The organism is Sulfitobacter sp. 1A15106, from assembly GCF_043556995.1.
In the GTDB taxonomy this organism is placed as follows: domain Bacteria; phylum Pseudomonadota; class Alphaproteobacteria; order Rhodobacterales; family Rhodobacteraceae; genus Sulfitobacter; species Sulfitobacter faviae.
Genome location: NZ_JBIFFM010000003.1, coordinates 367,406 through 392,773, shown reverse-complemented (window position 1 = coordinate 392,773; position 25,368 = coordinate 367,406). Strand labels below are relative to the sequence as shown.

The 25,368-nt window shown below is 60.1% G+C and carries 23 protein-coding genes; 7 read left to right on the top strand and 16 right to left on the bottom strand.

Features of this window, described 5'->3' with window-relative positions:
• Positions 1-975, bottom strand: coding sequence for an Hsp33 family molecular chaperone HslO (locus ACGYKA_RS06850; RefSeq protein WP_276154350.1), 975 nt, complete (start codon positions 973-975; stop codon positions 1-3).
• Between the two features lie 76 nt (positions 976-1,051).
• On the opposite strand from ACGYKA_RS06850, the gene ACGYKA_RS06845 reads away from it, so the two are divergent.
• Entirely contained in the window at positions 1,052-1,489 is a 438-nt protein-coding gene (locus ACGYKA_RS06845; protein WP_394407979.1) for an NUDIX domain-containing protein, read from the top strand.
• Here ACGYKA_RS06845 and ACGYKA_RS06840 read toward each other — a convergent pair.
• A complete protein-coding gene (locus ACGYKA_RS06840; protein ID WP_394407982.1) occupies positions 1,486-2,742 on the bottom strand; it encodes a SpoIIE family protein phosphatase in 1,257 nt (418 codons plus the stop codon). The genes ACGYKA_RS06845 and ACGYKA_RS06840 overlap by 4 nt on opposite strands.
• 78 nt (positions 2,743-2,820) lie before the next feature.
• Positions 2,821-4,053, bottom strand: a complete 1,233-nt coding sequence (ilvA, locus tag ACGYKA_RS06835; protein WP_394407985.1) for a threonine ammonia-lyase IlvA — start codon at positions 4,051-4,053, stop codon at positions 2,821-2,823.
• Positions 4,054-4,177: 124 nt separating this feature from the next.
• Here ilvA and ACGYKA_RS06830 point away from each other — a divergent pair, with 124 nt between their 5' ends.
• The gene (locus ACGYKA_RS06830) at positions 4,178-5,404 is read left to right on the top strand and encodes an argininosuccinate synthase (protein WP_394407988.1); all 1,227 of its coding nucleotides are present in this window, start codon (positions 4,178-4,180) and stop codon (positions 5,402-5,404) included.
• Between the two features lie 141 nt (positions 5,405-5,545).
• On the opposite strand, the gene ACGYKA_RS06825 is transcribed toward ACGYKA_RS06830, so the two are convergent.
• Both ACGYKA_RS06825 and ACGYKA_RS06820 read right to left on the bottom strand, forming a co-directional pair.
• Complete coding sequence (locus ACGYKA_RS06825) at positions 5,546-5,959, bottom strand: hypothetical protein (RefSeq protein ID WP_067267884.1); 414 nt, start codon at positions 5,957-5,959, stop codon at positions 5,546-5,548.
• Between the two features lie 66 nt (positions 5,960-6,025).
• On the bottom strand, positions 6,026-6,724 hold the full coding sequence (locus ACGYKA_RS06820; protein ID WP_394407991.1) for an HAD family hydrolase: 699 nt from the start codon (positions 6,722-6,724) through the stop codon (positions 6,026-6,028).
• Between the two features lie 155 nt (positions 6,725-6,879).
• Here ACGYKA_RS06820 and msrA point away from each other — a divergent pair, with 155 nt between their 5' ends.
• Positions 6,880-7,545, top strand: a complete 666-nt coding sequence (gene msrA, locus ACGYKA_RS06815) for a peptide-methionine (S)-S-oxide reductase MsrA (protein WP_394407994.1) — start codon at positions 6,880-6,882, stop codon at positions 7,543-7,545.
• A gap of 15 nt (positions 7,546-7,560) precedes the next feature.
• Here msrA and ACGYKA_RS06810 read toward each other — a convergent pair whose 3' ends face one another.
• Complete coding sequence (locus ACGYKA_RS06810; protein WP_322328684.1) at positions 7,561-8,436, bottom strand: ribokinase; 876 nt, start codon at positions 8,434-8,436, stop codon at positions 7,561-7,563.
• Positions 8,436-10,694, bottom strand: a complete 2,259-nt coding sequence (locus ACGYKA_RS06805; RefSeq protein ID WP_394407997.1) for an NADP-dependent malic enzyme — start codon at positions 10,692-10,694, stop codon at positions 8,436-8,438. The genes ACGYKA_RS06810 and ACGYKA_RS06805 overlap by 1 nt, the downstream gene beginning before the upstream one ends.
• Before the next feature lie 192 nt (positions 10,695-10,886).
• Between ACGYKA_RS06805 and mutS the strand changes: the two genes are divergently transcribed.
• Complete coding sequence (gene mutS / locus ACGYKA_RS06800) at positions 10,887-13,508, top strand: DNA mismatch repair protein MutS (RefSeq protein WP_394408000.1); 2,622 nt, start codon at positions 10,887-10,889, stop codon at positions 13,506-13,508.
• 31 nt (positions 13,509-13,539) lie between these two features.
• On the opposite strand, the gene ACGYKA_RS06795 is transcribed toward mutS, so the two are convergent.
• Positions 13,540-14,103: a nucleotide exchange factor GrpE gene (locus ACGYKA_RS06795; RefSeq protein ID WP_067267873.1), complete on the bottom strand. Its 564-nt coding sequence runs from the start codon at positions 14,101-14,103 to the stop codon at positions 13,540-13,542.
• Between the two features lie 9 nt (positions 14,104-14,112).
• Positions 14,113-15,177, bottom strand: a complete 1,065-nt coding sequence (hrcA, locus tag ACGYKA_RS06790; RefSeq protein ID WP_271688629.1) for a heat-inducible transcriptional repressor HrcA — start codon at positions 15,175-15,177, stop codon at positions 14,113-14,115.
• A gap of 110 nt (positions 15,178-15,287) precedes the next feature.
• On the opposite strand from hrcA, the gene rph reads away from it, so the two are divergent.
• From rph to hemW, 3 genes are read left to right on the top strand one after another with little or no spacing between them, the layout of a single operon-like run.
• Positions 15,288-16,001, top strand: coding sequence for a ribonuclease PH (gene rph / locus ACGYKA_RS06785; RefSeq protein ID WP_271688630.1), 714 nt, complete (start codon positions 15,288-15,290; stop codon positions 15,999-16,001).
• The gene (rdgB, locus tag ACGYKA_RS06780) at positions 15,998-16,609 is read left to right on the top strand and encodes an RdgB/HAM1 family non-canonical purine NTP pyrophosphatase (RefSeq protein WP_394408003.1); all 612 of its coding nucleotides are present in this window, start codon (positions 15,998-16,000) and stop codon (positions 16,607-16,609) included. The genes rph and rdgB overlap by 4 nt, the downstream gene beginning before the upstream one ends.
• On the top strand, positions 16,602-17,756 hold the full coding sequence (hemW, locus tag ACGYKA_RS06775; protein ID WP_394408006.1) for a radical SAM family heme chaperone HemW: 1,155 nt from the start codon (positions 16,602-16,604) through the stop codon (positions 17,754-17,756). The genes rdgB and hemW overlap by 8 nt, the downstream gene beginning before the upstream one ends.
• Here hemW and ACGYKA_RS06770 read toward each other — a convergent pair.
• From ACGYKA_RS06770 to ACGYKA_RS06740, 7 genes are all read right to left on the bottom strand, one after another.
• Entirely contained in the window at positions 17,753-18,652 is a 900-nt protein-coding gene (locus ACGYKA_RS06770; RefSeq protein WP_067267864.1) for a ParB/RepB/Spo0J family partition protein, read from the bottom strand. The genes hemW and ACGYKA_RS06770 overlap by 4 nt on opposite strands.
• Positions 18,653-18,664: 12 nt before the next feature.
• Positions 18,665-19,462, bottom strand: coding sequence for a ParA family protein (locus tag ACGYKA_RS06765; RefSeq protein ID WP_394408009.1), 798 nt, complete (start codon positions 19,460-19,462; stop codon positions 18,665-18,667).
• Complete coding sequence (gene rsmG, locus ACGYKA_RS06760) at positions 19,455-20,060, bottom strand: 16S rRNA (guanine(527)-N(7))-methyltransferase RsmG (RefSeq protein WP_394408012.1); 606 nt, start codon at positions 20,058-20,060, stop codon at positions 19,455-19,457. Before rsmG ends, ACGYKA_RS06765 begins: the two co-directional genes overlap by 8 nt.
• Positions 20,057-21,919, bottom strand: a complete 1,863-nt coding sequence (gene mnmG, locus ACGYKA_RS06755; RefSeq protein WP_394408015.1) for a tRNA uridine-5-carboxymethylaminomethyl(34) synthesis enzyme MnmG — start codon at positions 21,917-21,919, stop codon at positions 20,057-20,059. Before mnmG ends, rsmG begins: the two co-directional genes overlap by 4 nt.
• 13 nt (positions 21,920-21,932) lie before the next feature.
• The gene (mnmE, locus tag ACGYKA_RS06750; RefSeq protein WP_394408018.1) at positions 21,933-23,219 is read right to left on the bottom strand and encodes a tRNA uridine-5-carboxymethylaminomethyl(34) synthesis GTPase MnmE; all 1,287 of its coding nucleotides are present in this window, start codon (positions 23,217-23,219) and stop codon (positions 21,933-21,935) included.
• A gap of 32 nt (positions 23,220-23,251) precedes the next feature.
• The gene (rho, locus tag ACGYKA_RS06745) at positions 23,252-24,523 is read right to left on the bottom strand and encodes a transcription termination factor Rho (protein ID WP_067267859.1); all 1,272 of its coding nucleotides are present in this window, start codon (positions 24,521-24,523) and stop codon (positions 23,252-23,254) included.
• Positions 24,524-24,647: 124 nt separating this feature from the next.
• The gene (locus ACGYKA_RS06740) at positions 24,648-25,097 is read right to left on the bottom strand and encodes a CopD family protein (RefSeq protein ID WP_394408021.1); all 450 of its coding nucleotides are present in this window, start codon (positions 25,095-25,097) and stop codon (positions 24,648-24,650) included.
• Between the last annotated feature and the right edge of the window lie 271 nt (positions 25,098-25,368).

The following is a 25,368-nucleotide window of genomic DNA, read 5'->3' as shown; positions in this document are numbered from 1 at the left end:
TTAGGCCTTGGCGTCGAAACCGACCGTGGCCGGATCAAGGTCGTAATGAGCGCCGCAGAACTGGCAATCGGCGGTAACCCGACCTTCGTCCGTGGTCATCTTTTCGATATCGCGGGCCGAGTAGATTGACAGGCTTTGCCGCACGCGGTCTTCGGAACAGGTACAGCCGAAACGCACCGGCTGGGGGTCATAGACCCGCGGTTGTTCCTCGTGAAACAATCGCAGCAGCAGATCGGTCGGCGGGACGCTGGGGCCGATCAGTTCCAAATCCTCAACGGTGCCGAGCAGGATGTTCACGCGGTTCCAATCCTCGGCCTCATCGCCCTCGACCAAGTCATCGGCCTTGAGAATGTCACCGCTCCCCTCGCCCGACGCCGCCAACGGAGAGGCTTTGGGCATATGCTGCAACATGATGCCACCCGCGCGCCAATGCTCCGGCTCATCCGGGCCGGACGATTTGCCAAAGCTCAGGGAAAAGCGGGTCGGCAACTGTTCGGACTGGGCGAAATAGGCTTCGGCACAGGCGGCCAGAGACCCACCGGCCAGCGGCGTGATGCCCTGATAGGGGGTCATGCCTTGGCCTTGGTCGATCATGATCGCGAAATAGCCTTCGCCGACCTGCTCAAACGGGGCGTCATCGGTCAGCCGGTCCGCATCATAGCTGGCATAGGCGCGGATGCGCGCAGGCTCGCCTTCCCTTTCGGGGCCATAGTAATCGGTCGCGATCATCCGAACGGCGCCTTTGGACTGCACCTGTAGCGACAGCTTCCAGCGCAGTTTGATCGTCTGACCGATCAAAGCTGTCAGCAACGCCATCTCGGCCACGAGGGCTTCGACCTGCGGCGGATAGTCGTGCTGTTTCAGGATGCCTTCCAACACGCCATCAAGCCGCGCCACGCGGCCGCGCATGTCGACATCATCAAGCTGAAAGGGCAGAACGGTATCGTCCCACGCGATTTTAGTTCCTTGGGTCATCGGGTTTCCTTATCGGGGGCCGCTTGGCATACCGCGTCTATATAGGCGCAGCAACCCATGGAAAAAGGGGCAGCACATGATCCGACGTACAGGTGAGACACCAGAGCCCGGCCAACGATACACGCCGCGCCCCGGCGTCTATGCCATTCTGCCGCTGCAACGCCGCTTTCTCATGACGCTGGAAATGGCGGAGGAGACCGAGGTGCAACTGCCCGGCGGCGGTATCGAGGCGGGGGAATCCCCGCTTCAAGCGCTGCACCGCGAGGTGCTGGAGGAAACCGGCTGGCGCATCGCCCGCCCGCGCCGGTTGGGCGCCTTCCGCCGCTTTACCTATATGAAGGACTACGACCTCTGGGCGCAGAAGATCTGCCACGTCTATGTCGCCCATCCCGTGCGCCAGATCGCCGCCCCGACAGAGCCGCATCACGCCACGCTGGTGCTATCGGCCAGCGAAGCGCTGGCAACCCTCGCCAATGAAGGCGACCGTTTGTTTCTGCAACGCCACCTAGGCTAGGCGTTGCCGTGATACTCAAGCAATATCCCCGAGACATCATCGGGGAAATCGCGGCTACCAGCGAATTCCGACAGCTTCCAAACCAGCGCACTTAGCAGCGCCGGGCCGCTGAACCGGCGCAATTCGCCCAACATGCGGGCCAACCCTTCTTCGCCCAACATCTCCCCACCCGGATCGGGGCATTCCGTCACCCCATCGGATAGGATCAACAAACGATCCCCCGGCGCCATCTGAAGCTTATAGTCCTCGAACCCGACTCCAGAAAGCAGCCCGACAGGGAAGCCCCCGGTGCCCGACTGTTCGACCCGCCCATCCGAGCGCAGCAAGGCGGGATGCGGATGCCCCGCCTGCGCGACAGTGACCTCCCCAGACGTGAGATCCGCAATCGCGAGCATCAGGGTGAAATAATGCTCCGTCTCCATCTCATGAAGAACAAGATCGTTCAGTTCCGCAATCACTTCGCCCGGTGGTCGCGCCGCGTAGGTCCCCCCGGGCAAAAGCGTGAGCGCAAGGTTCTGATCCGGCGTGGCCGCCGACAGATACCCCGCCAGCCGTGCCGTCATCAGGGCCGAACTGATCCCATGCCCAGACACATCTAAGCCAAACAGCCCCACGACCCCCGGCCGCACCGGAAAGTACCCCACCAAATCCCCGCCAACATGCCCGGCAGAGCGCAGCATCATCGACAGATTGCCCCCCTCCATGGCGCGATAACGCTCGCGAAGCAGCGATTGCTGAAATTTCTTCGCCTCGACCAAATCCTTATCGATCCGCGCATGCACCTGCCGCAGAATATCCAAAGTCTCGGTGATCAGCTGATTTTTCTGCGTCAGGTCCCGCTGCATGGCCAGAAAACGCGCCCCCGCCATCAGACGCGCGCGTAGCTCCGGCAGACCGGCGGGCCGTATCAAAACATCATCAGCCCCTGCATCAAGAGCGCAGTCCACCACCCGCTCATGAATGTCGGCCAACAGAATGAGATAACTGCCGCGCCCTTGCGAAAGCTCCCGAAAAGCCCTGCAAAAATCGAGTCCCGATATCGCCCCACTACAAAGCACGATATCAGGCCACCGCTGCGTGCAAAGGGCCAGCGCCTCGGCTTCCGAGGCGGCAGAAACCACCTCATATCCCCATCCCTTCAATGCGGCCGAAAGACAGGCCCGCCGGGTCTCATCCCCCTCGACCACCAAAACCAAAGACGCCACAGCAGGTGTCGACACCGCTTCGGAAAGGCTGGGGATATCCAATTTCATGCGACACGATCCTGACAGACCCTATCGAGTTAACCCACCAAGCCTTACCAGAAGGTGAATCCCTCTGGCCTTCCGCCCCTACAGAACGAACTGCGCCAAGGTTTCGTCGTTTGTGATATCCGTATAGGTAAAGCCGGATTGCCCCAATTGCTCAAGAAACGGCTTGAAATTCTCTGGCCGCCGCGTCTCGATCCCGATCAGGACCGAACCAAAGTTCCGCGCCGACTTTTTCAAATACTCGAAGCGGCAGATGTCATCCTCCGGCCCCAGCAGCATCAGGAATTCCTTCAACGCGCCGGGCCGCTGCGGCATGCGCAGGATGAAATATTTCTTCACACCCGAATAGCGCTGCGCCCGCTCCTTGACCTCCGGCAAACGCTCGAAATCGAAATTACCCCCCGAGGCCACGCAAACCACCGTCTTGCCCACAATCTGATCGGCCACCTCGCCCAGCGCATCGATCGATAGCGCGCCCGCCGGTTCTAACACGATGCCTTCGACATTCAACATCTCGTTGATCGTCACGCAGATCCGGTCCTCAGGCAGATGCACCACATCCGCCGGGTTCACCCCGCGCAAACGCTCAAAGGTCCGCGCGCCGATCTTGGCCACCGCCGCACCATCGACAAAGTTATCGATCGGAGAGACATCAACCGGCGCCCCGGCTTCCAACGCCCGCGCAAGGCTCGGCGCACCGGCGGGTTCGACGAATGTGTAATCGCAAGCCTCACCAAAATAACTCACCACCCCCGAAGACAGCCCGCCGCCGCCCACCGGCAAGATCACCCGGTCCGGCACCCGGCCCAACTGCGCGGCAATCTCCACCGCGACCGAAGCCTGCCCCTCGATCACGTCGTCATCATCGAAAGGCGACAGGAAATGCGCGCCCTCCTCCCGGCAGAAATCCTGCGCTGCGGCCAGCGTGGCGTCAAAATAATCCCCCACCAACCGGATCTCGACATTCTCACCGCCGAACATGCGGGTCTTCTGCACCTTCTGCTGCGGCGTCGTCACCGGCATGAAGATCACGCCGCGCACCCCGAAATGACTACAGGCAAAAGCCACCCCCTGTGCATGGTTCCCAGCAGAGGCACAGACGAAAACCCCCTGCCCCGGGATCACCTTGCGCATCGCATTGAAGGCCCCGCGCAGCTTGTAGGAGCGCACCGGGCTCAGATCCTCGCGTTTCAGCCAGATATCCGCGCCAAACCGCTCCGACAGATGCTCATTGCGCAAAAGCGGTGTCGCCGGGAACAATGCCCGCAGCGCTTCTGCCGCCGCCTGTGCTTTTCGTGCAAATTCATCCGCCATCTGTGCTCTCCTTGCTGCCATTCGTCGATAGGCGCGCAGCCAGCATAGGTCAACGCGGGCTTCAATCTTGCCCGCGCCCGCGAAAACCGCTACCTCGCAGGGCGAACTTGAAAGGAAACCCGTCATGTCCGCGCCCAAGAAAGTCGTGCTTGCCTATTCCGGCGGCCTCGATACCTCGATCATCCTCAAATGGCTGCAAACCGAATATGGCTGCGAGGTGGTGACCTTCACCGCCGATCTCGGCCAAGGCGAAGAGCTGGAACCGGCCCGCAAAAAAGCCGAGATGATGGGCATCGCGCCTGAGAACATCTACATTGAAGACGTGCGCGAGGAATTCGTCCGCGACTTCGTCTTCCCAATGTTCCGCGCCAATGCGGTCTACGAGGGTCTCTACCTGCTGGGCACCTCCATCGCCCGCCCGCTGATCTCCAAACGCCTCGTGGAAATCGCCGAAGAAACCGGCGCCGATGCCGTCGCCCACGGCGCCACCGGCAAGGGCAATGACCAGGTCCGGTTTGAACTGGCCGCCTATGCCCTGAACCCCGACATCAAGGTCATCGCCCCCTGGCGCGAATGGGACCTGTCGAGCCGCACCAAACTTCTGGCCTTCGCCGAGCAGAACCAGATCCCAATCGCCAAGGACAAGCGCGGCGAAGCGCCCTTCTCGGTCGACGCCAACCTGCTGCACACCTCTTCCGAAGGCAAAGTGCTCGAAGACCCGGCGGTCGACGCGCCCGACTACGTCTACCAGCGCACCGTGAACCCCGAAGACGCCCCCGACACGCCCGAATACGTCGAGATTGGCTTCGAGCGCGGTGATGCGGTCAGCATCAACGGCGAAGCAATGTCACCCGCCACGATCCTGACCAAACTGAACGAACTTGGCGGCAAACACGGCTGCGGCCGCCTCGATCTGGTCGAAGGCCGTTTCGTCGGCATGAAATCCCGTGGCATCTATGAGACCCCGGGCGGCACCCTGCTCTTGGAAGCGCACCGCGGCATCGAATCCATCACCCTCGACCGCGGTGCCATGCACCTTAAGGACGAGTTGATGCCGAAATACGCCGAGCTCATCTACAACGGCTTCTGGTACAGCCCCGAACGCACCATGCTGCAAACCGCCATCGACGCGAGCCAAACCCATGTCACCGGCACCGTGCGCCTCAAGCTCTACAAGGGCCATGTCCGCACCGTTGGCCGCTGGTCCGATCACAGCCTCTATTCCGAGGCCCATGTGACCTTCGAAGACGACGCCGGCGCCTACGACCAGAAAGACGCCGCAGGCTTCATCCAACTGAACGCCCTGCGCCTCAAACTCCTCGCCGCCCGCGACAAGCGCAGCAAAGGCTGAAGCGCGGGATCCCAATCCCCCTTCATCCTTTCTTAAATACCACGGGGGCCCGGGGGCAGCGCCCCCGGCGGCCAGCCCCAGATAAAAACGCAAAAGGCCCGGACGCTCCCGCCCGGGCCTTTCTCTTAGCCACCTACCGGATCAATCGGCAGTGACGACCGTCATCACCAGCTCCCCATTCGGTTTAATCGGCCCGTCTTCCTTGGCGCCCAACGTATATTCGAACACGCCGGTTTTCATGCCACCATCTTCGGAATGAACCATCAACATCAGCATGTCGCCCGAAGCCACGTCCTCTTGCAGGATCGCGACGACATCCATGTTCTCGCCCGCGCGCAGCGGGGCGTAGCCGACCACGGGGCCGGGCTTCATGTCGGCGTCGGTGCGGTGCACGACCAGCCAGCCATTCTCGCCCGCCATCACCTTATCGGCAGTGACGACGCCATTCGATACATCCTGACCCGAGGCTTCGACCATGGCCATGGCATGGGCATCCGCCCATGCGCCACCGGCGATCATGGACAGGGCGATTGCGGTGCTTGCAAATTTTTTCATCTGGTTTTCCCTCCGTTTGAAATAGCACCGTAGTCACGACAGCCCCGCGAAATAGTTTCGCAGTCTTCAGGAATTTTTTAGACGTTCCGCAAACAGCCGCTCATAGTAGGGCATGGCCGCCTCCAGAACTTCCGCCTCTGCTCCTTTAAGCTCGGGCAGTTCCCCCTCCGGCCCGGCAAAACCGGTGCTGCGATGGATCGCCCCATACCAATGCGGCGCCCAAACGCCATCTTCCGCACGCGGGCCGGCGGGCCAATGCAGCATCGCAGGATCGAAGGGCAGATCGATGGCGGCGCAAAGCCTGCGCAGCATCCCCTCTGGGTCCGCGCGGATATCGCCGCTGTCGATGACCAGCCCGCCCAACCGTTCGAAGAGCATGACTTGCCGGTCAAATCCGATATCCGCCAAACGGGGCGCTTCGCGCTTTTCCGCATAGCTTGCGATCACCCGGGCGGGATGGCGGATCAGGTGGATGTTCATGCAATTCTCGGCCCAATCGAGCGGGAAACTGTCGATCATATGCTGCGCCATATGTTTCATATAAAGATGCCGGGTGCCGTGTTGGACAAAGCCAAGAGGCACCCGTGCGGGGTCTTGCTCCTGCGCCGCCAGTACCGCGTCGCGCATCGGATGATCCAGCCCCATCGCCTTGAGATAGGCCGCGTAGAACGGCTCATCCATCGCGGTGAAATCCGCACGCGCTCCGAAACTATACATCATCGCAGTGCTGAGATTGCGTGGCCCTGACCACATCGCAATACGCATGAAAGGCTTCTCCCATTGCCGTTGAACCCGGAACGCTAGAAAGAACGCGCCCGCGCGCCAAGTGGTAAATTGCCATCACCAGAGCGTGACTTTCCCCGCCCCGGCCTTGCGCTATCTCCGCCCCAGCGGCAAGCCTAGGCCTGAGGAGGACCGACATGTTCCAAAAATCAATGTTCAAACCCGCCATCCTGACCCTTGTGATCATTCTGGGCCTCGCCGCGCAGAACCGACCTGCGGCGGCGGCGGAGACCGAGGTGCTGACCGTAGCGGGCGGCTGCTTCTGGTGCGTCGAAGCCGATTTTGAATCCGTCAAAGGCGTGAAAGAGGCCATCTCGGGCTTTGCCGGGGGCCGCACCAAGAACCCGACCTACAAAGAAGTCACCGGCGGCAACACCGGCCATTACGAAGCGGTGCAGATCCAATTCGACCCGGATGTGGTCAGCCGCAAGACACTGTTTGATCTCTTCTTCCGCTCGATCGACCCAACAGATGCAGGCGGGCAATTCTGTGACCGGGGCGAAAGCTACCGGACCGCGATTTTCGCAGGCAGCCCCGCCCAGAAAAGCGCGGCAGAGGCTGCCAAGGCAGAAGCGCAGGCCGCCCTTGGGACCAAGGTCGTGACGCCGATCCTTGGCGATGCGCCCTTTTACCCGGCTGATGATTATCACCAGGACTACTACAAAAGCAGCGACCGGCTGGCGTTCAGCAGTGTCGGCGTGGCCGTGAAAAAATCGGTCGCCTACAAACGCTATCGCAAGGGCTGTGGCCGTGACGCCCGCGTGAAACAACTTTGGGGCAGTGCGGCCCCCTTCGTGAAGTAACCACGCCCTGGTAGATTAGCTGCGAAAATCGTGATCCCGGATCTCTTTCAGATCGGGGATCACATCCGCCGTGCCATGACGCGTGACCATCAAGGCCCCGGCGCGCATGGCCAGATCAATCGCCTGCGGCATGGTCATCCCCCGGTCCAACCCGGCCAGCAGATAGCCGGTAAAAGTATCGCCCGCGCCGGTCGTATCCACCGCATCGACCTGATAGGCAGGGAAGCTTTCGACCAGATGTGCCTTGTTAGAGACCCATTCACAGCCCCCCGCCCCCAGCGTCACCACGATATCGTCGATCGGCAGTTGCCGCAATTCGCCCCCCGTCGCGGCCCGCAACTGCGCCGCTTCGACCTCGTTCAGCACCAATAGGTCGATCTGTTCGAGGATCGCCGTCACCGCATCCGCATCGAAAGGGGCTGCGGCATAGGCCAGTCGCAGGCCCAGAGTTTTCGCCGTTCGCGCCGCGAACCGCTGCCCGTTGGTTTCGTTCTGCATCAACAGCCAATCGCCCGAGGAAGCCTCGCTCAGCGCGGCACCGATCATCTCATCGGTGATCTCGTGATTGGTGCCGGGGAAGATAACGATATTGTTCTCCCCTTCCAGATCCACGGCGATATTGGCGTGACCGGTCACGCCCTCCATCAAGGTGATATGCGCCGTTTCGACCCCATATTCCAAAAGCCGTTCCAGCGCCCAGCCGCCATCGGCGCCCAACGCGCCGACATGCATCACCCGCGTCCCGGCCCGGGCGGCGGCGACTGACATATTGGCCCCCTTCCCGCCCAGCCCCTGCCGGAAATTCCGGGCTGAAATGGTCTCTCCCGGTCCCGGCAGATGGGGCAGCAGATAGAAGTTATCCGCGTTGATAGAGCCGAGGTTCCAGATCATCAGCCTACCTTACAGGCCGCGAGAATGGCCATGTTAAGGATGTCATTCGCCGTCGAGGTGGAAGAGCAGATCTGAATCGACTTATCGAGGCCCGTAAGGATCGGCCCGATCACCGTCGCCCCCGCCATCTCCTGCATCAGCTTGACCGAGATGCTGGCCGAATGCCGCGCTGGCACCACGAGGATGTTCGCAGGCCCCGTCAGCCGCGAGAACGGGTAATTCGCCTGACTGGCCGCGTTCAGCGCCACGTCGACGGTCATCTCGCCCTCATATTCGAAATCCACCCCGCGCTGGTCCAGCACCTCGGGCGCGAGGTGCATCTTTTCGGCGCGTTCCGAGACAGGGTAGCCGAAGGTCGAAAAGCTGACGAAGGCGACACGCGGCTCCAGCCCCAGATGCCGCGCCACGCGCGCGCCGCTTTCGGCGATATTGGCCAGATCGTTCTCATCGGGCCATTCATGCACCAAGGTGTCGGCGATAAAGACGATGCGCCCCTTGTGCAGCAGGGCCGTGATGCCCGCGGCCCCGGCCTCGGCATTGGCATCAAAAACGTGGTTGAGCCGCTCCAAGACATGCGCCGACTTGCGGGTGGCCCCGGTCACCAGACCGTCGCCATGACCATGCGCCAGCATCAGTGCGGCAAAGACATGGCGGTCGCGCGAGGCGAGGCGATGGATGTCCTTGCGGTCGAACCCTTTGCGCTGCAAACGGCCATAAAGAAAGTCTTTGTAGGTCGCCAGATGCTGGGTGTTGGCGGCGTTCACCACCTCCAACTCGCGCACCGCGTCGGCCATGCCCGCCTCTTCGAGCTTGGCGCGCACGTCGTCCTCGCGGCCCACGACCAGTGCTTTGCCCAAGCCCGCGCGCTGGTACATGACCGCCGCGCGCAGCACCTTGGGATCGTCCCCCTCGGCAAAGATCATCCGGGCCTGATTGGCCCGGGCGCGGGCGTTGATGCCGCGCAGGATGCTCGCCGTCGGGTCCATCCGCGACTTCAGCCCGACCTCATAGGCGTCCATGTCGATGATCGGGCGCCGCGCGGCCCCGGTGTCCATGCCTGCCTTGGCCACGGCGGGCGGAATGCGGTGGATGAGGCGTGGGTCGAATGGCGTAGGAATGATGTAGTCGCGGCCAAAGCTCAGCGTGCGGCCATAGGCCAGCGCCACCTCGTCCGGCACATCCTCGCGCGCCAGTTGCGCCAGCGCATGGGCGCAGGCGATCTTCATCTCGTCGTTGATGGCCCGCGCATGGATGTCGAGCGCGCCGCGGAATAGATAGGGAAAGCCCAGCACGTTGTTGACTTGGTTCGGGTAATCGCTGCGCCCGGTGGCGACGATAGCGTCCATGCGGACCTCATGCGCCTCTTCGGGCGTGATCTCCGGGTCCGGGTTGGCCATGGCGAAGATCACCGGGTTGTCGGCCATGGAGGCCACCATCGCCGGCGTCACCGCCCCTTTGACCGAGACGCCAAGGAAGACATCCGCGCCCTTCATCGCCTCTTCCAAGCTGCGCAGCTCGGTATTGGCGGCATGGGCCGATTTCCACTGGTTCATGCCCTCGGTGCGGCCTTGGTAGATCACGCCCTTGGTGTCGCACATGATGCAATTGTCGTGTTTCGCGCCCATCGCCTTGAGCAGTTCCAGACAAGCGATGCCCGCCGCCCCCGCACCGTTGAGCACGATGCGCACGTCTTCGATCTTTTTGCCCGAGAGATGCAGCGCGTTGATCAGACCCGCGGCACAGATCACCGCCGTGCCGTGCTGGTCGTCGTGGAAGACGGGGATGTCCATCTCCTCCTTCAAGCGCTGCTCAATGATGAAACATTCGGGCGCCTTGATGTCTTCGAGGTTGATGCCGCCGAAGGTCGGCCCCATCAGCTTGCAGGCGTTGATGAAGGCTTCGGTGTCTTCGGTATCAAGCTCGATATCGATGGAGTTCACATCCGCGAAGCGTTTGAACAGTACCGCCTTGCCCTCCATCACCGGTTTCGAGGCCAGCGCACCGAGGTTTCCCAGCCCCAGAACCGCGGTCCCGTTCGAGATCACGGCGACCAGATTGCCCTTGTTGGTGTAGTCATAGACTGTCTCGGGGCTTTCCGCGATCGCCTCGCAGGGCACGGCCACGCCGGGCGAATAAGCAAGGCTCAGGTCGCGCTGCGTGGTCATCGGCACGGTGGCCGAGATCTCGAACTTGCCGGGGGTCGGTTCGAGGTGAAAGGCAAGCGCCTCTTCAGAGGTGATACGGTTCTTTCTCGTCACGACATTACCCTTCTTCTGCTTTGGGATCTTCTTAGCCACGATCCGAGTTCAGCACAACGCAAGCCCCGCGTCAGTGCAAATCGCATGACAAAGACCGCCCAAGGCCCCGCACCCCCTTTCGCTGCGCCGGGGGGTTTTGTAGGGTCCGCGCGGCAACAGGGGGCAGCCGTGCAGACAGAAAAAGTAACGCCAATGATGGCCCAATATCTCGAGCTTAAAGCGGACCACGCGGATGCGTTGCTGTTCTACCGCATGGGCGATTTTTACGAGATGTTCTTTGACGATGCCATCGCCGCGGCAGAGGCGTTGGACATCGCGCTCACCAAACGCGGCAAGCATCAGGGCAAGGATATCGCCATGTGCGGCGTGCCGGTGCATGCCGCCGAAGGCTACCTGCTGACGCTGATCCGCAAGGGGTTTCGCGTGGCGGTCTGCGAGCAGATGGAAAGCCCCGCGGAGGCCAAGAAACGCGGCTACAAAGCGGTCGTGAAACGCGATGTGGTGCGGCTGGTGACACCCGGAACCCTGACCGAAGAAAGCCTGCTGGAAGCGCGCCGCCACAACTACCTCGCGGCCTTTGCCGAGGTACGCGATGCCTGCGCGATGGCTTGGGTCGATATCTCGACCGGTGCGTTTCACGTGATGCCGTTGGCCCAAGTCCGGCTGGGGCCGGAACTGGCGCGGCTATCGCCTTCGGAACTGATCGTCTCGGAGGCGAAAGAGACGGAATTGCACGAGGTTGTCTCTGATTTCGGGATCGCACTGACGGGTCTGGCCCGTTCGGCCTTTGACAGCACCAGTGCGGAAAAACGGGTCTGCGACCTGTTTGATATTGCAACGCTAGAGGCTTTCGGCAGCTTCACCCGCGCCGAAGTCTCCGCCATGGGAGCGGTAATAGAATACCTCACTATCACCCAACGCGGCAAGCTACCCCTGCTCCGCCCGCCCCAGAAAGAGGCTGAGGCCCGCACCGTTCAGATTGACGCGGCAACGCGGCGCAATCTGGAACTGACGCACTCGCTAAATGGTGGCCGCGCCGGGTCTTTGCTGTCGATCATGGATAATACCGTCACCGCCGGGGGCGCGCGCCTGCTGGAGCGGCGGATCTCAAGCCCCTCGCGCGTTGTCGATGTGGTGACCTCCCGCGCCGATGCGGTCAGCTTTGCCTATGACAACGCCCGCGTTGCCGAGAACATTCGCCAACGTCTGCGCAATGTACCGGACCTCGACCGGGCGCTGTCACGCCTCTCGCTCGACCGGGGCGGTCCGCGCGACCTTGCCGCGATCCGCAATGGGTTGATCGAAGCCGAGGCTTTGCACCAGAGCTTGACACAACAGGACCTCCCAGACCTGCTTCGCGAAGCTGCGGAAGGGTTGCAGGGCCATGGCGATCTTATTGACCTGCTGGATCACGCGCTGGTGGCCGAGCCCCCGCTGATGGTGCGCGACGGCGGTTTCATCGCCCCCGGCCATGACGCCGACCTCGACGCCGCGCGCGAGCTGCGCGACGAAGGCCGCAGCGTGATTGCCGGTATGCAGCAGCAATTTGTCTCTGACACGGGGATTTCGTCGCTGAAGATCAAGCACAACAACGTGCTGGGCTATTTCGTCGAATGCACCGCGACCCATGCGGAAAAGATGCTGAACCCGCCGCTGTCAGAGACCTTTATCCACCGGCAGACCACGGCGAACCAAGTGCGCTTTACCACGGTCGAACTGTCCGAGTTGGAGACGAAAATCCTCAACGCGGGCAACCACGCGCAGGAGATCGAAAAGCGGCTCTATGAGAGCCTTCGGGGTGCGATTCTAGAACATGCCGCAGAGATCGGACAAGCCTCTGCCGGGCTGGCCGAAGTCGATCTGGCCACCGGTCTGGCCGACCTCGCACGGAGTGAGAACTGGACCCGCCCCCGCGTGGATATGTCCCGCGCCTTCGACATCCAAGGCGGGCGGCATCCGGTCGTGGAACGTGCTCTGACCCAGCAATCGGGCGAGCCTTTCATCGCAAATGACTGCGATTTGAGTGCCGAAGGTGAAGCCGCGAACATTTGGCTGCTCACCGGCCCGAACATGGCGGGTAAATCGACCTTCCTGCGCCAGAACGCGCTGATCGCTCTGATGGCGCAGATGGGCAGTTTCGTGCCCGCCACTTCGGCGCATATCGGCGTTGTCAGCCAGCTCTTCAGCCGCGTCGGTGCCTCGGACGATCTGGCGCGGGGCCGCTCGACCTTCATGGTCGAAATGGTCGAGACCGCCGCGATCTTGAACCAAGCCGACGACCGCGCGCTGGTGATCCTCGACGAGATCGGGCGCGGCACCGCCACCTACGACGGCCTCTCGATCGCTTGGGCCACGCTGGAGCATTTGCACGACGTGAACCGGACCCGGGCGCTCTTCGCCACTCATTATCACGAGATGACGGCGCTGGCCGGCAAGCTGCCGGGGGTCGACAATGCCACGGTGGCGGTCAAGGAATGGGAGGGCGAGGTCGTCTTCCTGCACGAAGTGCGCAAGGGGGCCGCGGACCGCTCTTATGGCGTGCAGGTGGCGCAGCTGGCCGGCCTACCCGCCCCGGTGATCGCCCGCGCCCGCGTGGTGCTGGAGGCATTGGAGAAAGGCGAACGCGAAGGCGGGGCTACACAAAAGACGCTGATCGACGATCTGCCGCTCTTCGCAGCCAGCCCGCCGCCGCAACCGGCCCCCGCGAAAACCTCGGCGGTCGAAGAGAAGCTGGCAGAGATCATCCCCGATGAACTCTCCCCACGTGAAGCGCTTGAGCTGATCTATAAACTGAAAGAGGCGGCCAAATCCTGACCGCCTCCTTCGAAAGTGACTGATTGCGCGCTTAGCTCGCCGGGGTCGAAGACACCCCAACCTGCGCCGGGCGCAGCAGACGGTCGTGCAGCATAAAGCCTTCGGCGGCGACCTGAATGATCTCGCCCGCCACGGTGCCGGGCACGGGCGCTTCGAACATCGCTTCGTGATGCTTGGGGTCGAACTTGTCGCCAACCTCGGGCGCGATCACTTCGATGCCGTGCTTTTTGAAGACGTTCAGAAGCTCGCGCATCGTCAGTTCCACACCTTCCAGCAGCGGGCCAAAGGCCTCTTTCTGCTCATCGGTGGTGGTTTCCAGCGCGCGTTTCATGTTGTCATAAACGGGCAGCATGTCACGGGCCAGCTTGGAGCCGCCATAGTTCTCGGCCTCGCGACGGTCCTTGTCGGAGCGTTTGCGCGCATTCTCGGCATCGGCGAGCGCGCGCATGAAACGGTCGCGGTACTGGTCACGCTCGGCGCGCAGTTCCTCAACCGCAAGGGCTTCTTCGTCGATCTCGGCCATGTCTTCGGCGTATTCTTCAGCTTCGGCGCTGTCGATCTCGTCCAAAAAGTCGTTTTCTTTCGGCTCTGCCATGTTCCACCTCTAGTTCCGGTCGGAAATCAGCTTTCCCACCAGTTGTGCCGTGTAGTTCACAATCGGCACGATACGTCCATAATTTAAGCGTGTCGGGCCAATGACACCCACGGCGCCGATCACCTTACGATCAGCGTTCATATAAGGGGAAACGACCAGAGAGGAACCCGAAAGTGAGAAAAGTTTGTTTTCCGAGCCGATAAAAATGCGCACACCGTCCCCATCTTCGGCCAGTTCGAGGAATTCGGCGATGTCCCGCTTGCGCTCAAGATCATCGAAAAGGCTGCGGATACGGTCAAGGTCTTCGGCCTCCGCCTCTCCGCCCAGCAGATTCGACCGACCGCGCACGATCAGACGCTCGGAATGCTCTCCTTCCGCGTCCCACAGCACCGCACCGCTCTCGACAAGCTGCTGTGCCAGCACGTCGATCTCCTGACGGCGTTTGGCGATCTCCTGCTTGATGCTGCGCTGCAACTCGCTAAGGGTTTTGCCTTCGACGAAAGCATTCAGGAAATTCGCCGCCTCGCGCATCGAACTGGGGGTCTGCCCGGGTGGCGGCGTGAATAGCCGGTTCTCCACATGGCCGTCGGAGAAAACAAGCACCACCAAGGCTCTATCAGGCGAGAGAGAAACGAATTCGATATGTTTGATCGGCGCTTCATGCTTCGGCGTCAACACGAGCGACGCACCATGCGTGACGCCCGACAGGGCCGATCCGATCCGGTCCAACAGCCCGCCGACATCAGAGGAATTATTCCCCAGTGTCGCGTCGATCTTCTCCCGGTCAAGCTCTGTCGGATCGCCGATCTCGATCATCCCATCGACGAACATCCGGAGCCCTAGCTGTGTCGGAATGCGCCCGGCTGAAACATGAGGGCTATCCAACAGGCCCATATATTCGAGATCCTGCATTACATTGCGGATTGTCGCCGCCGAGACCTTTTCGCTGAAGTCCCGCGTCAGGGTGCGCGACCCCACCGGATCGCCACTTTCCAGATAGCCTTCAACCACCCGGCGAAACACTTCGCGGGATCGGTCGTTCATGTCTTTCAGCAATTCAGGCGTGTTTTTCATCGGTGCTCGCTCTCTTGTCTAATAAAGGTACAAGCCGGGCAAACGTCAATCGGGGTTGCATCAAAGCCTTGTGGGGCGGTATCCCCGGGCAACATCAAAAAGGATATGTCATGCGTCCCTCTGGCCGGAAACTCGATGAAATGCGCGCCGTCTCGATCGAGACAGGTTTCACCAAACATGCCGAAGGGTCGGCCCTGATCAAGATGGGCGATACCCATGTGCTCTGCACCGCAACGATCGAAGACCGCGTGCCGCCGTTCATTAAAGGCTCCGGTCTGGGCTGGGTCACCGCCGAATACGGCATGCTGCCCCGCGCCACCAACACACGGATGCGTCGCGAAGCCGCCTCCGGCAAACAAGGTGGTCGCACGGTCGAGATCCAGCGTCTGATCGGCCGCGCCCTGCGCGCCGGGGTCGACCGCTCCGCCTTGGGCGAGCGTCAGATCACCGTCGACTGCGATGTGCTGCAAGCCGATGGCGGCACCCGCTGCGCGTCGATCACCGGCGGTTGGATCGCGCTGCGTCTGGCTGTGAACAAGCTGATGAAAGCGGGCGATGTCGTCTCTGACCCGCTGGTCGATCCGGTCGCGGCGGTAAGCTGCGGCATCTACGCAGGCCAGCCGGTGCTCGATCTCGACTACCCCGAGGATTCCGAGGCGGGCGTCGATGGCAACTTCATCATGACCGGATCCGGCAAGCTGATCGAAGTGCAGATGAGCGCCGAAGGCTCAACCTATACCCGCGACCAGATGAACCAGCTAATGGACCTGGCCGAGAAGGGCGTCGGCGAACTGGCCACCATCCAAAAATCGGTTACCGCATGACCCGCAAGTTCACCGAAAATCGCATCCTGATCGCCACCCATAACGCGGGCAAACTGGCTGAAATGCGCCAGCTCTTCGCCCCCCACGGGGTCGAGGTGGTGGGCGCGGCAGAGATGAACCTGCCCGAGCCGGAAGAGACCGAGACGACCTTCGTCGGCAACGCCCGGATCAAAGCGCATGCCGCCGCCAAGGCGACCGGCTTGCCCGCATTGGCCGACGATTCCGGCATCGAGGTCGAAGCGCTCGACAATGCACCCGGCGTCTATACCGCCGATTGGGCCGAAACAGAGAATGGCCGCGACTTCGTCATGGCCATGACCAAGACGCGCAACCTGCTGGAAGAAAAGAACGCCCCCCACCCCCGCCGCGCGCGTTTCTGCGCGACGCTGGCCCTGGCATGGCCCGACGGCCATGATGAGGTTTTCGCGGGCAAGGTGAACGGCACGCTGGTTTGGCCGATGCGCGGCGAACAGGGTCACGGCTATGACCCGATGTTTCAACCTGACGGCCATGAGGTCACCTTTGCCGAAATGGACGCCGAGCAAAAGAACAGCATCAGCCACCGCGCCGATGCCTTTGCGAAACTGATTGCGGGCTGTTTTGGCTGAAGATTGGCAACAGGGCGGCTTCGGCCTCTATATCCATTGGCCATTTTGCGAGGCGAAATGTCCCTATTGCGACTTTAACAGCCACGTTAGCCGCCAGATCGACCAAGCCGCTTGGCGGGATGCCTATCTCGCCGAGCTTCAGCGCGCTGCGGATGAGACACCGGGCCGCGTACTTAATGCGGTCTTCTTCGGCGGCGGCACGCCAAGTCTAATGGAGCCCGATGTCGTCGCAGACATCATCAGCGCCATCCGGGGCCACTGGCCCACGGCGAACGATCTGGAAATCACCCTCGAAGCCAATCCCGGCTCGGTCGAAGCGGGCCGCTTCGCCGCCTATCGGCAAGCCGGTGTATCACGCGTTTCCATGGGCATTCAGGCGCTGAACGATCCGGATCTCAAACGTTTGGGCCGTCTGCATACGGCAAAAGAAGCGATGACCGCCTTCGACATCGCCCGCAATACTTTTGACCGTGTGAGCTTCGATCTAATCTATGGCCGGCAAGACCAATCCGCCACGGAATGGGAAGCCGAGTTGAAACAGGCTCTATCCCTCGCGATAGACCATATTTCGCTCTATCAGCTCACGATCGAACAAGGCACCGCCTTTGGCGACCGCTACGCCCACGGAAAACTTCGCGGCCTGCCCGACGAAGATCTCGGCGCGGATATGTTCACCCTGACCCAAGACATCTGCAATGACATGGGCATGCCCGCGTACGAGGTGTCAAACCACGCCCGGGATGGCGCCCAATCGCGTCACAACCTGATTTATTGGCGCTATGGGGACTATATCGGCATCGGGCCCGGCGCTCATGGGCGGTTGACGCTGGACGGAGAGAAATTCGCGACAGTTGCTTATAGCAATCCACAACGGTGGCTCGACGGTGTCGCAAAGGGCGAAGCGGAGAAACCCCGGACCGCCCTGAGCCGAAGCGAACAGGCGACTGAGTTTCTCCTGATGGGCCTGCGCCTGAAAGAAGGCGTTGACCTTAGCCGTTACGCCGATATTGCCGGGCATGAGATCGACGAAAAGGCCGTCAATCACCTGCATGACATCGGCATGGCAGCACGCGAGAAAGACAGGTTAATTGTTTCAGATCAAGGCGTTATCGTCCTAAACGCCGTGATCGAAACGCTTCTGCCTTAAGAGCCGCCTAGGAGGCGGCAGATCTCATCCAGCTGGTCAAGCGTGGTATAGTGCAACGTCACCTTACCCGCTTCCTGACCCGGTTTATGGTCCAAACTAACCTTCATACCTAGGTTGGCTGACAGATCGCCTTCGAGCGCCTGCGTATCGGCATCCTTCTCTGGGCGCTGCGAGAGACGCTCTTTATTTACCATATTACCGCGCTCACCGGCTTGATCTTTCTTGACCAACGCCTCGGTCGCGCGCACGGAAAGGCCGCCTTTGATGACCTGCTGCGCCAGTTTCAGCGGATCCTTCGCCGGAATGAGCGCCCGCGCATGGCCCGCGCTCAGTTCATTCTGGCGCACCATCTCTTGCACCGGATCTGGCAGGTTCAGCAGACGCAATAGATTGGCAATATGGCTTCGGCTTTTCCCAAGGGCTTCGGCCATCTTCTCCTGAGTATGGCCGAACTTATCCATCAACTGCCGATAACCCGCCGCTTCTTCGACCGAGTTCAGATCTGCCCGCTGGATGTTCTCGATGATCGCGACTTCAAGCACTTCGACATCGGTAAACTCGCGAACGATCACCGGCAGGCTATGCACCTTCGCGATCTGCGAGGCCCGCCAGCGCCGTTCACCCGCGACGATCTCAAAATTGCCATCAGCCAAAGCGCGGACGATCAGTGGCTGAATGACCCCCTTCTCTTTAATTGAGGCCGCTAGGTCATCAAGATGCTCTTGCTCAAACCGCTTACGTGGCTGATCCGGGTTCGGTTTGATTCGCTCGATCGGAACGAACTGCTCCGCCGCCGCGGCCCCCTTGGCGGCCACGCTCTCGGTCTCCGCTACATCCGCCATCAGTGCCGACAGCCCCCGGCCAAGGCCCCGTTTGCGCTCTTGTTTGTCTGCCATACTGCCACCTTATTAACCATTGTTTCTTGTTAGCTCCGCCGCCAAATCACGGTAGGCTTGGGCCCCTTTCGATGTGGGGTCATAACTCAGAACGGGCATGGCAAAGCTCGGCGCCTCGCTCACCCGAACATTGCGCGGAATCACGGTTTGGAACACCAGTTCACCAAGGTTCGCCCGCGCGTCATTCTCAACCTGTTGCGACAGATTATTGCGGCGATCATACATGGTCAGTAGAACGCCCTCAATCCGCAGGTCCTTATTCCCGCTTTGCCGGACCTCTCTTATCGTCAACATAAGCTGAGAGAGCCCTTCCAACGCAAAAAATTCGCTCTGCAAAGGCACAAGTACAGAGTGCGCCGCGATCATCGCATTCACCGTCAATAGGTTGAGTGAAGGCGGGCAATCGATCAAGATATAGTCGAACTTGAACTGATCCATCTGCGTCTGCCGCAGCGCGTCGTGCAAAAGAAAACTTCTCTTCTCATTCGAAAAGAGTTCAATGTCCGCAGAGCTGAGGTCAACCGTCGCCGGAACGATGAGCAACCCTTCCGTTTCTGTCCTCTGGATAACATCCTGCGGAAGGCTATCGTCCAGCAAGAGATCATATGTCGTAAAATCGCGATCTTCGACTTCGATGCCAAGACCCGTAGAAGCATTGCCTTGCGGATCCAGATCAACCACCAGAATACGCTTCCCCGCTTCCGCAAGCGCAGCGGCCAGATTGATAGTCGTCGTCGTTTTACCCACACCGCCCTTCTGGTTTGCAACGGCAATGATTTTCGGTCCAGCTGGACGAGAAAGGTCAGACACGGGCGATATCCTTAATCTTTAAAATGGCAGCGTCCGAATTGGTCTTGCTGGTTACCGTCTCTAGATCGTAATTCCAATCCTGCCGCGCCTCTAGGTCTTCACGCTGCCAGCTTTGACCTTTAGGGAAAAGTGCAATGCCTCCGCGTTTAAGATGCAACTCGGCGAACCCTAGCAGCTTCGTCAGATCGGCTAAAGCGCGGGCAGATAGCACGTCTGCTTCGAGACATTCGAGTTCTTCGATTCTCTCGGTTTTCACTTTTGCCGTAAGATCAAGTTCTCGAATGGCCGTCCGCAGGAACGCGGATTTCCTCTGATCACTTTCAACCATAACCACATCGAATCTGTGCTCTTCTTGATTGAGGATCGAAACAACAATGCCCGGGAAACCTCCGCCGCTACCGAGGTCTACCCATCTCCCTCGCCCCGTAGCGAGCTCCAAGATTTGGACGGAATCCAGAATATGGCGAGGCCATAGGTCGTCCAAGCTGCTCTTAGAAACTAGGTTAATCTTCGGATTCCATTTCCTCACCAGTTCGGCAAAGGCTTTCAGCTTTTCAAATGTTTCACGTGAAACATCGAGGTCATTTTCGGTGCTCATGCTGACTTCTTTCCGGCCCCGCGCTTCACACGAGCAAGTATCAAAGTCAGCGCGGCTGGTGTCATTCCATCAATGCGAGCCGCCTGTGCCATTGTTTCCGGACGCGCGGAAGATACCTTCGACTTCAGCTCGTTAGAAAGGCCTGCAAGATCATCGAAGGAAAAATCAGGCGGTATACGAACGTTCTCGTCTTTCTTCAGCACATCGATCTCTTTCTGTTGTCGAGTGATGTAGGTTGCGTAGAGCGCGTCCCGCTCAATCTGTCGACGTATTTCGAATGGAGTTTCTTCTAGGCTGCGATCAAGTGGCAGCAAGTCTTCAAACTCCACATCGGGAAATGCGAGAACCTGATAGCCGCTACGCTTTGCACCATCTTGGTTGACCTTAATACCGGCGCTCGCAAGCTCTTTCGGCGTATACTCCGTACCTTCCAGCTTCGCCTTCGTCTCCTCTAAGGAGGAAACCTTCTCCTCGAATCTATCTCGGCGCGCGTCAGAGATACAGCCTAATTGAATCGCCAAAGGAGTTAGCCGCTGATCCGCATTGTCTGCCCGTAGCGACAGGCGGAACTCGGCCCGAGATGTGAACATCCGGTAGGGTTCTGTAACGCCCCGGGTCGTCAGATCATCGACCATAACCCCAATATAGCTTTCGGAACGGGTAAATGTCACCGCATCCCGGCCTTGGGCGCTAAGAGCGGCATTCAAGCCTGCTACCAGTCCCTGCGCGGCCGCTTCCTCATAGCCCGTCGTACCATTGATCTGTCCGGCGAGATAGAGGCCGGGTACGGTACGGACCGCAAGCGTTGCTGAAAGAGCGCGCGGATCGACGTAGTCGTACTCGATGGCATAACCGGGTTGCAGAATAATTGCGTTTTCGAGGCCGACCATGCTCTGGACATAGGCTGCTTGTACATCTGCCGGGAGGGAGGTAGAAATGCCGTTCGGATAGACGGTATTATCATCCGCGCCCTCGGGCTCTAGGAAAACCTGATGCGACTCTTTATCGGCGAAACGGACGACCTTATCTTCGATCGAAGGGCAGTAGCGCGGGCCTACGCCATCGATATGCCCGCCATACATTGCGGACCTATCGAGATTCTCTCTGATGATCTGATGAGTTTTAGCGTTCGTATGGGTAATACCGCAGGCAAGCTGGGGGGCTGAAACCTTGTTGGAGAGAAAGGAAAACAGTACGGGGTCATCGTCGCCGGGCTGCGCTTCCAATATATCCCAGTTGATCGTGCGGCCATCCAGACGGGGCGGCGTCCCCGTCTTTAGTCGGCCCATCGGGAGATTAAAGGAATCGATCCGTTCGGCCAGTTTGACGGACGCTTTGTCCCCCATACGGCCGCCTTCTTGCGATACATCGCCGATATGAATGACACCCCGGAGGAAGGTCCCCGTCGTAAGAACCACGGACGCCGCTTTGATGGTCGTTCCGTCTGCCAAGACTACCCCGGCAACGACTTCGCCGTCCATCACGAAGTCGGTAACCTCTCCTTCAATGATGTCGAGGTTCGCTTGCGCGTCGATCTCGCGCAGCATCTCTTTCCGGTAAATTCTCCGATCGGCCTGAGCGCGGGGGCCCTGAACCGCGGGACCTTTCCGACGGTTTAGCAGACGGAATTGGATACCGGCTTTATCGGCAACACGGCCCATCACGCCGTCCATCGCGTCGATCTCTCGTACCAGATGGCCCTTCCCCAGTCCGCCGATGGCCGGATTACAGGACATGACGCCGATCCCATCGCGGCTCATCGTGACGAGCGCTGTTTGTGCGCCGAGCCGTGCCGAAGCGTGCGCTGCTTCCGCGCCCGCGTGGCCCCCACCGATCACGATCACATCAAAATGTTTCACGTGAAACACTCCATCATTTACCTACGCAAAAGCTGGTGAAAATCTCATCCAGCAGGTTCTCGACGTCTATGCGGCCAACAAGGGTTTCCAGCGCTCGGATCCCGAACCGAAGCTCCGCAGCAGCCAAATCATAGAAATCAGGTCCGCGAGTCAGAATAACATCTACTTCAGCCAAACACGAGACGGCTTGCTGCAAAGCGACGCGATGCCGCTCATGGGTTGCCAGTCCGATGCTTGAACTGCGTACCGAGAGTGTAGATTGAATGCGGTCAATAAGTTCTGAAACGCCCTGCCCGGTCTTCCCTGAGATACCGTTCGCTTCAATACCAACGAGATCTGCCTTGGGGTAGAGAACAATATCCTCTTCCTCTGGCGTAAGGACCAGGGCCTCACCCGGCGCCGCAAGAAACACCCGCAGATCCGCCGCCTCAGCGCGTTCGATTGCGCGCTCGATCCCTATGGCTTCAACTTTGTCTTCGCTCTCACGCAGACCCGCCGTATCCAACAGGGTAACCGGCAGCCCGCCGAGGTCCATTCGAACTTCGATGACATCGCGGGTAGTGCCTGCGATTTCTGAGGTGATCGCAGCGTCACGTCCGGCTAGCGCATTCAAGAGCGTCGATTTGCCTGCATTTGGCGCGCCGATGATCGCGACTTCGAAGCCGTTTCGAACCCGTTCGGCGACATAGGTGCCTTCCGCTTCGGCTTGCAATTCCTTACCGACTTTCGAGAGCAGCGCCTCCACCTCGGGGGTGACGTCGACAGGCACCTCTTCGTCCGCGAAGTCGATCGTGGCCTCTAGAAGCGCAGCGGCGCGGATCAGGTCTTTTCGCCAATCTTCGACGCGCGCGCCGAGGTGGCCCGACAAAACGCGAAGCGCTTGCTTTCGCTGGGCTTCTGTTTCGGCTTCGATGAGATCTGACAGCCCTTCGACCTGCGCGAGATCCAGCTTTTCATTCTCTAACGCACGGCGGGTGAATTCCCCCGCTTCGGCCATCCGAGTTTCGGGGAAGGTCGACAGCAGGGAAAGGACCGCCCGGACCACGGCGATAGAACCATGCAGTTGAAACTCGACCACATCCTCGCCGGTGAAGGAGTTCGGCCTGGGGAAACTCAGGACTAATGCCTGGTCGATAACCTCTCCGCCCATGCCGCGGAGATTTCGCAACGCACTCTCGCGCCCTTCAGGACGTTTACCGGTAATCTCCTGCGCGATCGCGAAGGACTGTGGGCCGGAAATGCGGATCACCGCAACCCCGGCACGGCCCGGCGCTGACGCTTGGGCGAATATCGTGTCCATATTTCACTAACCTATTGTTATTACGAAATAACTCAGGTGTTCATGGAGTCGAAGAAGTCAGAATTCGACTTGGTTTGCTTGAGCTTGCCGAGCAGGAATTCGATGGCATCGGTGGTGCCCATCGGGTTGAGGATGCGGCGCAGCACGAAGGTTTTCTGCAGGTCCACTTTGTCGACCAGAAGATCCTCTTTTCGTGTGCCGGACTTGAGGATGTCGATCGCCGGGAAGACGCGTTTGTCTGCGATCTTGCGGTCGAGAACGATCTCGGAGTTGCCGGTGCCCTTGAACTCTTCAAAGATCACCTCGTCCATGCGGCTGCCGGTGTCGATCAGCGCGGTGGCGATGATGGTGAGCGAGCCGCCCTCTTCGATGTTCCGCGCGGCACCGAAGAAACGCTTCGGGCGTTGCAGGGCGTTGGCGTCGACACCACCGGTCAGGACCTTGCCAGAGGACGGCACCACGGTGTTGAAGGCACGGCCCAAACGGGTGATCGAATCGAGCAGGATGACAACGTCGCGCTTGTGTTCTACTAGGCGCTTGGCCTTCTCGATCACCATCTCGGAGACGGCGACGTGGCGCGTGGCCGGCTCGTCGAAGGTGGAGGAGACAACCTCCCCCTTCACCGAACGCTGCATGTCGGTGACTTCCTCGGGCCGTTCGTCGATCAGCAGGACGATCAGGTAGCACTCGGGGTGGTTTTTCTCGATGCTGTTAGCGATGTTCTGCAGCAGCACGGTCTTACCGGTGCGCGGCGGGGCGACGATCAGCGAGCGCTGGCCCTTGCCGATGGGTGACACCAGATCGATGATCCGCGCCGAGCGGTCCTTGATCGTGGGGTCGTCGACCTCCATCGTCAGGCGCTCGTCGGGGTAAAGCGGCGTGAGGTTCTCGAAGGCGACCTTGTGGCGCGCCTTTTCGGGCGCCTCGAAGTTGATCTTGGTCACTTCGGTCAGCGCGAAATAGCGTTCGGTGTCGTCGGGCGCCTTGATCAGCCCCTCGATGGTGTCCCCGGTGCGCAGCGACCATTTGCGGATCATGTCGGGCGAGACGTAGATATCATCGGGGCCCGGCAGGTAGTTCGCTTCGGGAGAGCGTAGGAAACCGAATCCGTCTTGCAGCACTTCCAACACGCCGTCGCCCGAGATCTCCCAACCGTCATCCGCGCGTTCGCGGAGAATCTGGAACATCATCTCGCCTTTACGCATGGTCGAGGCGTTTTCGATCTCCAGCTCTTCGGCCATGGCGAGCAGGTTTTTCGGCGTCTGCGCCTTGAGATCAGCGAGGTTCAGCGTTTCGGTTGTCATGGAGCATCCTGTTCAGCCGCAGCAGAATGCGGGCTGGTCGATCATTTGAATGTGGCAAGCAGAAACCGCCCCGGACGGGACAGTGGCGCAGATATAGGCGGCCGCAACGCTTGAGTCAATTGCCTCAGAATTTCACGACCACCGAGAAGACGATCACGATCATCAGCAGTGTCGGCACTTCGTTCAAAAGCCGGAACTGACGGCCCGTGACGGTACTGTTGCCGCTTTCGACGGATTTAACCTGTTTTTTCAGCCAAACATGGAAAACCGTCATGGCGATGACACTGGCACCCTTGGTCCAGGGCCAGATCATCGTCCAATCCACGATTCCGGGCGTCAGAACGAGGGAGAGGCCGAAAACCCATGTCGCCATCATCGCGGGCCGCATGATGAACTGAGCGAGCTTGAATTCCATCATCGCGAAAGTTTCATGCATCCGCCCCGCGGAGCCCGCCTGTTCGACATGATGCACGAAGAGCCGCGGTAGGTAGAAGAGCGCCGCCATCCAACTGATGACCGACACGATATGGAGCGCTTTGATCCATGGATAAGCGAGGCTGAGAAGATCGAACATGGGGAAGGCTCCGGTGTGCGTGCTTCTTTCTTAATAAATAAGAAAAGAGAAAAGATGTAGTTGATTGTAGGGCGCCTGAATCCTGTGGATTAATGATTTATACCGCCGCTTATCAACAGGTGAACAAACTTCGCGGCCCCCTGTGGATAAGCCGGCCCCGATTCGCGAATGTCGAAATTTCTCAAGATCTTGCTGGCGTATTTTCCGGGGGACAAAATGTATCAAAGCGGGGATAACCGGTGAAGTCTCGTGGTTATACGCACAAGCGGCT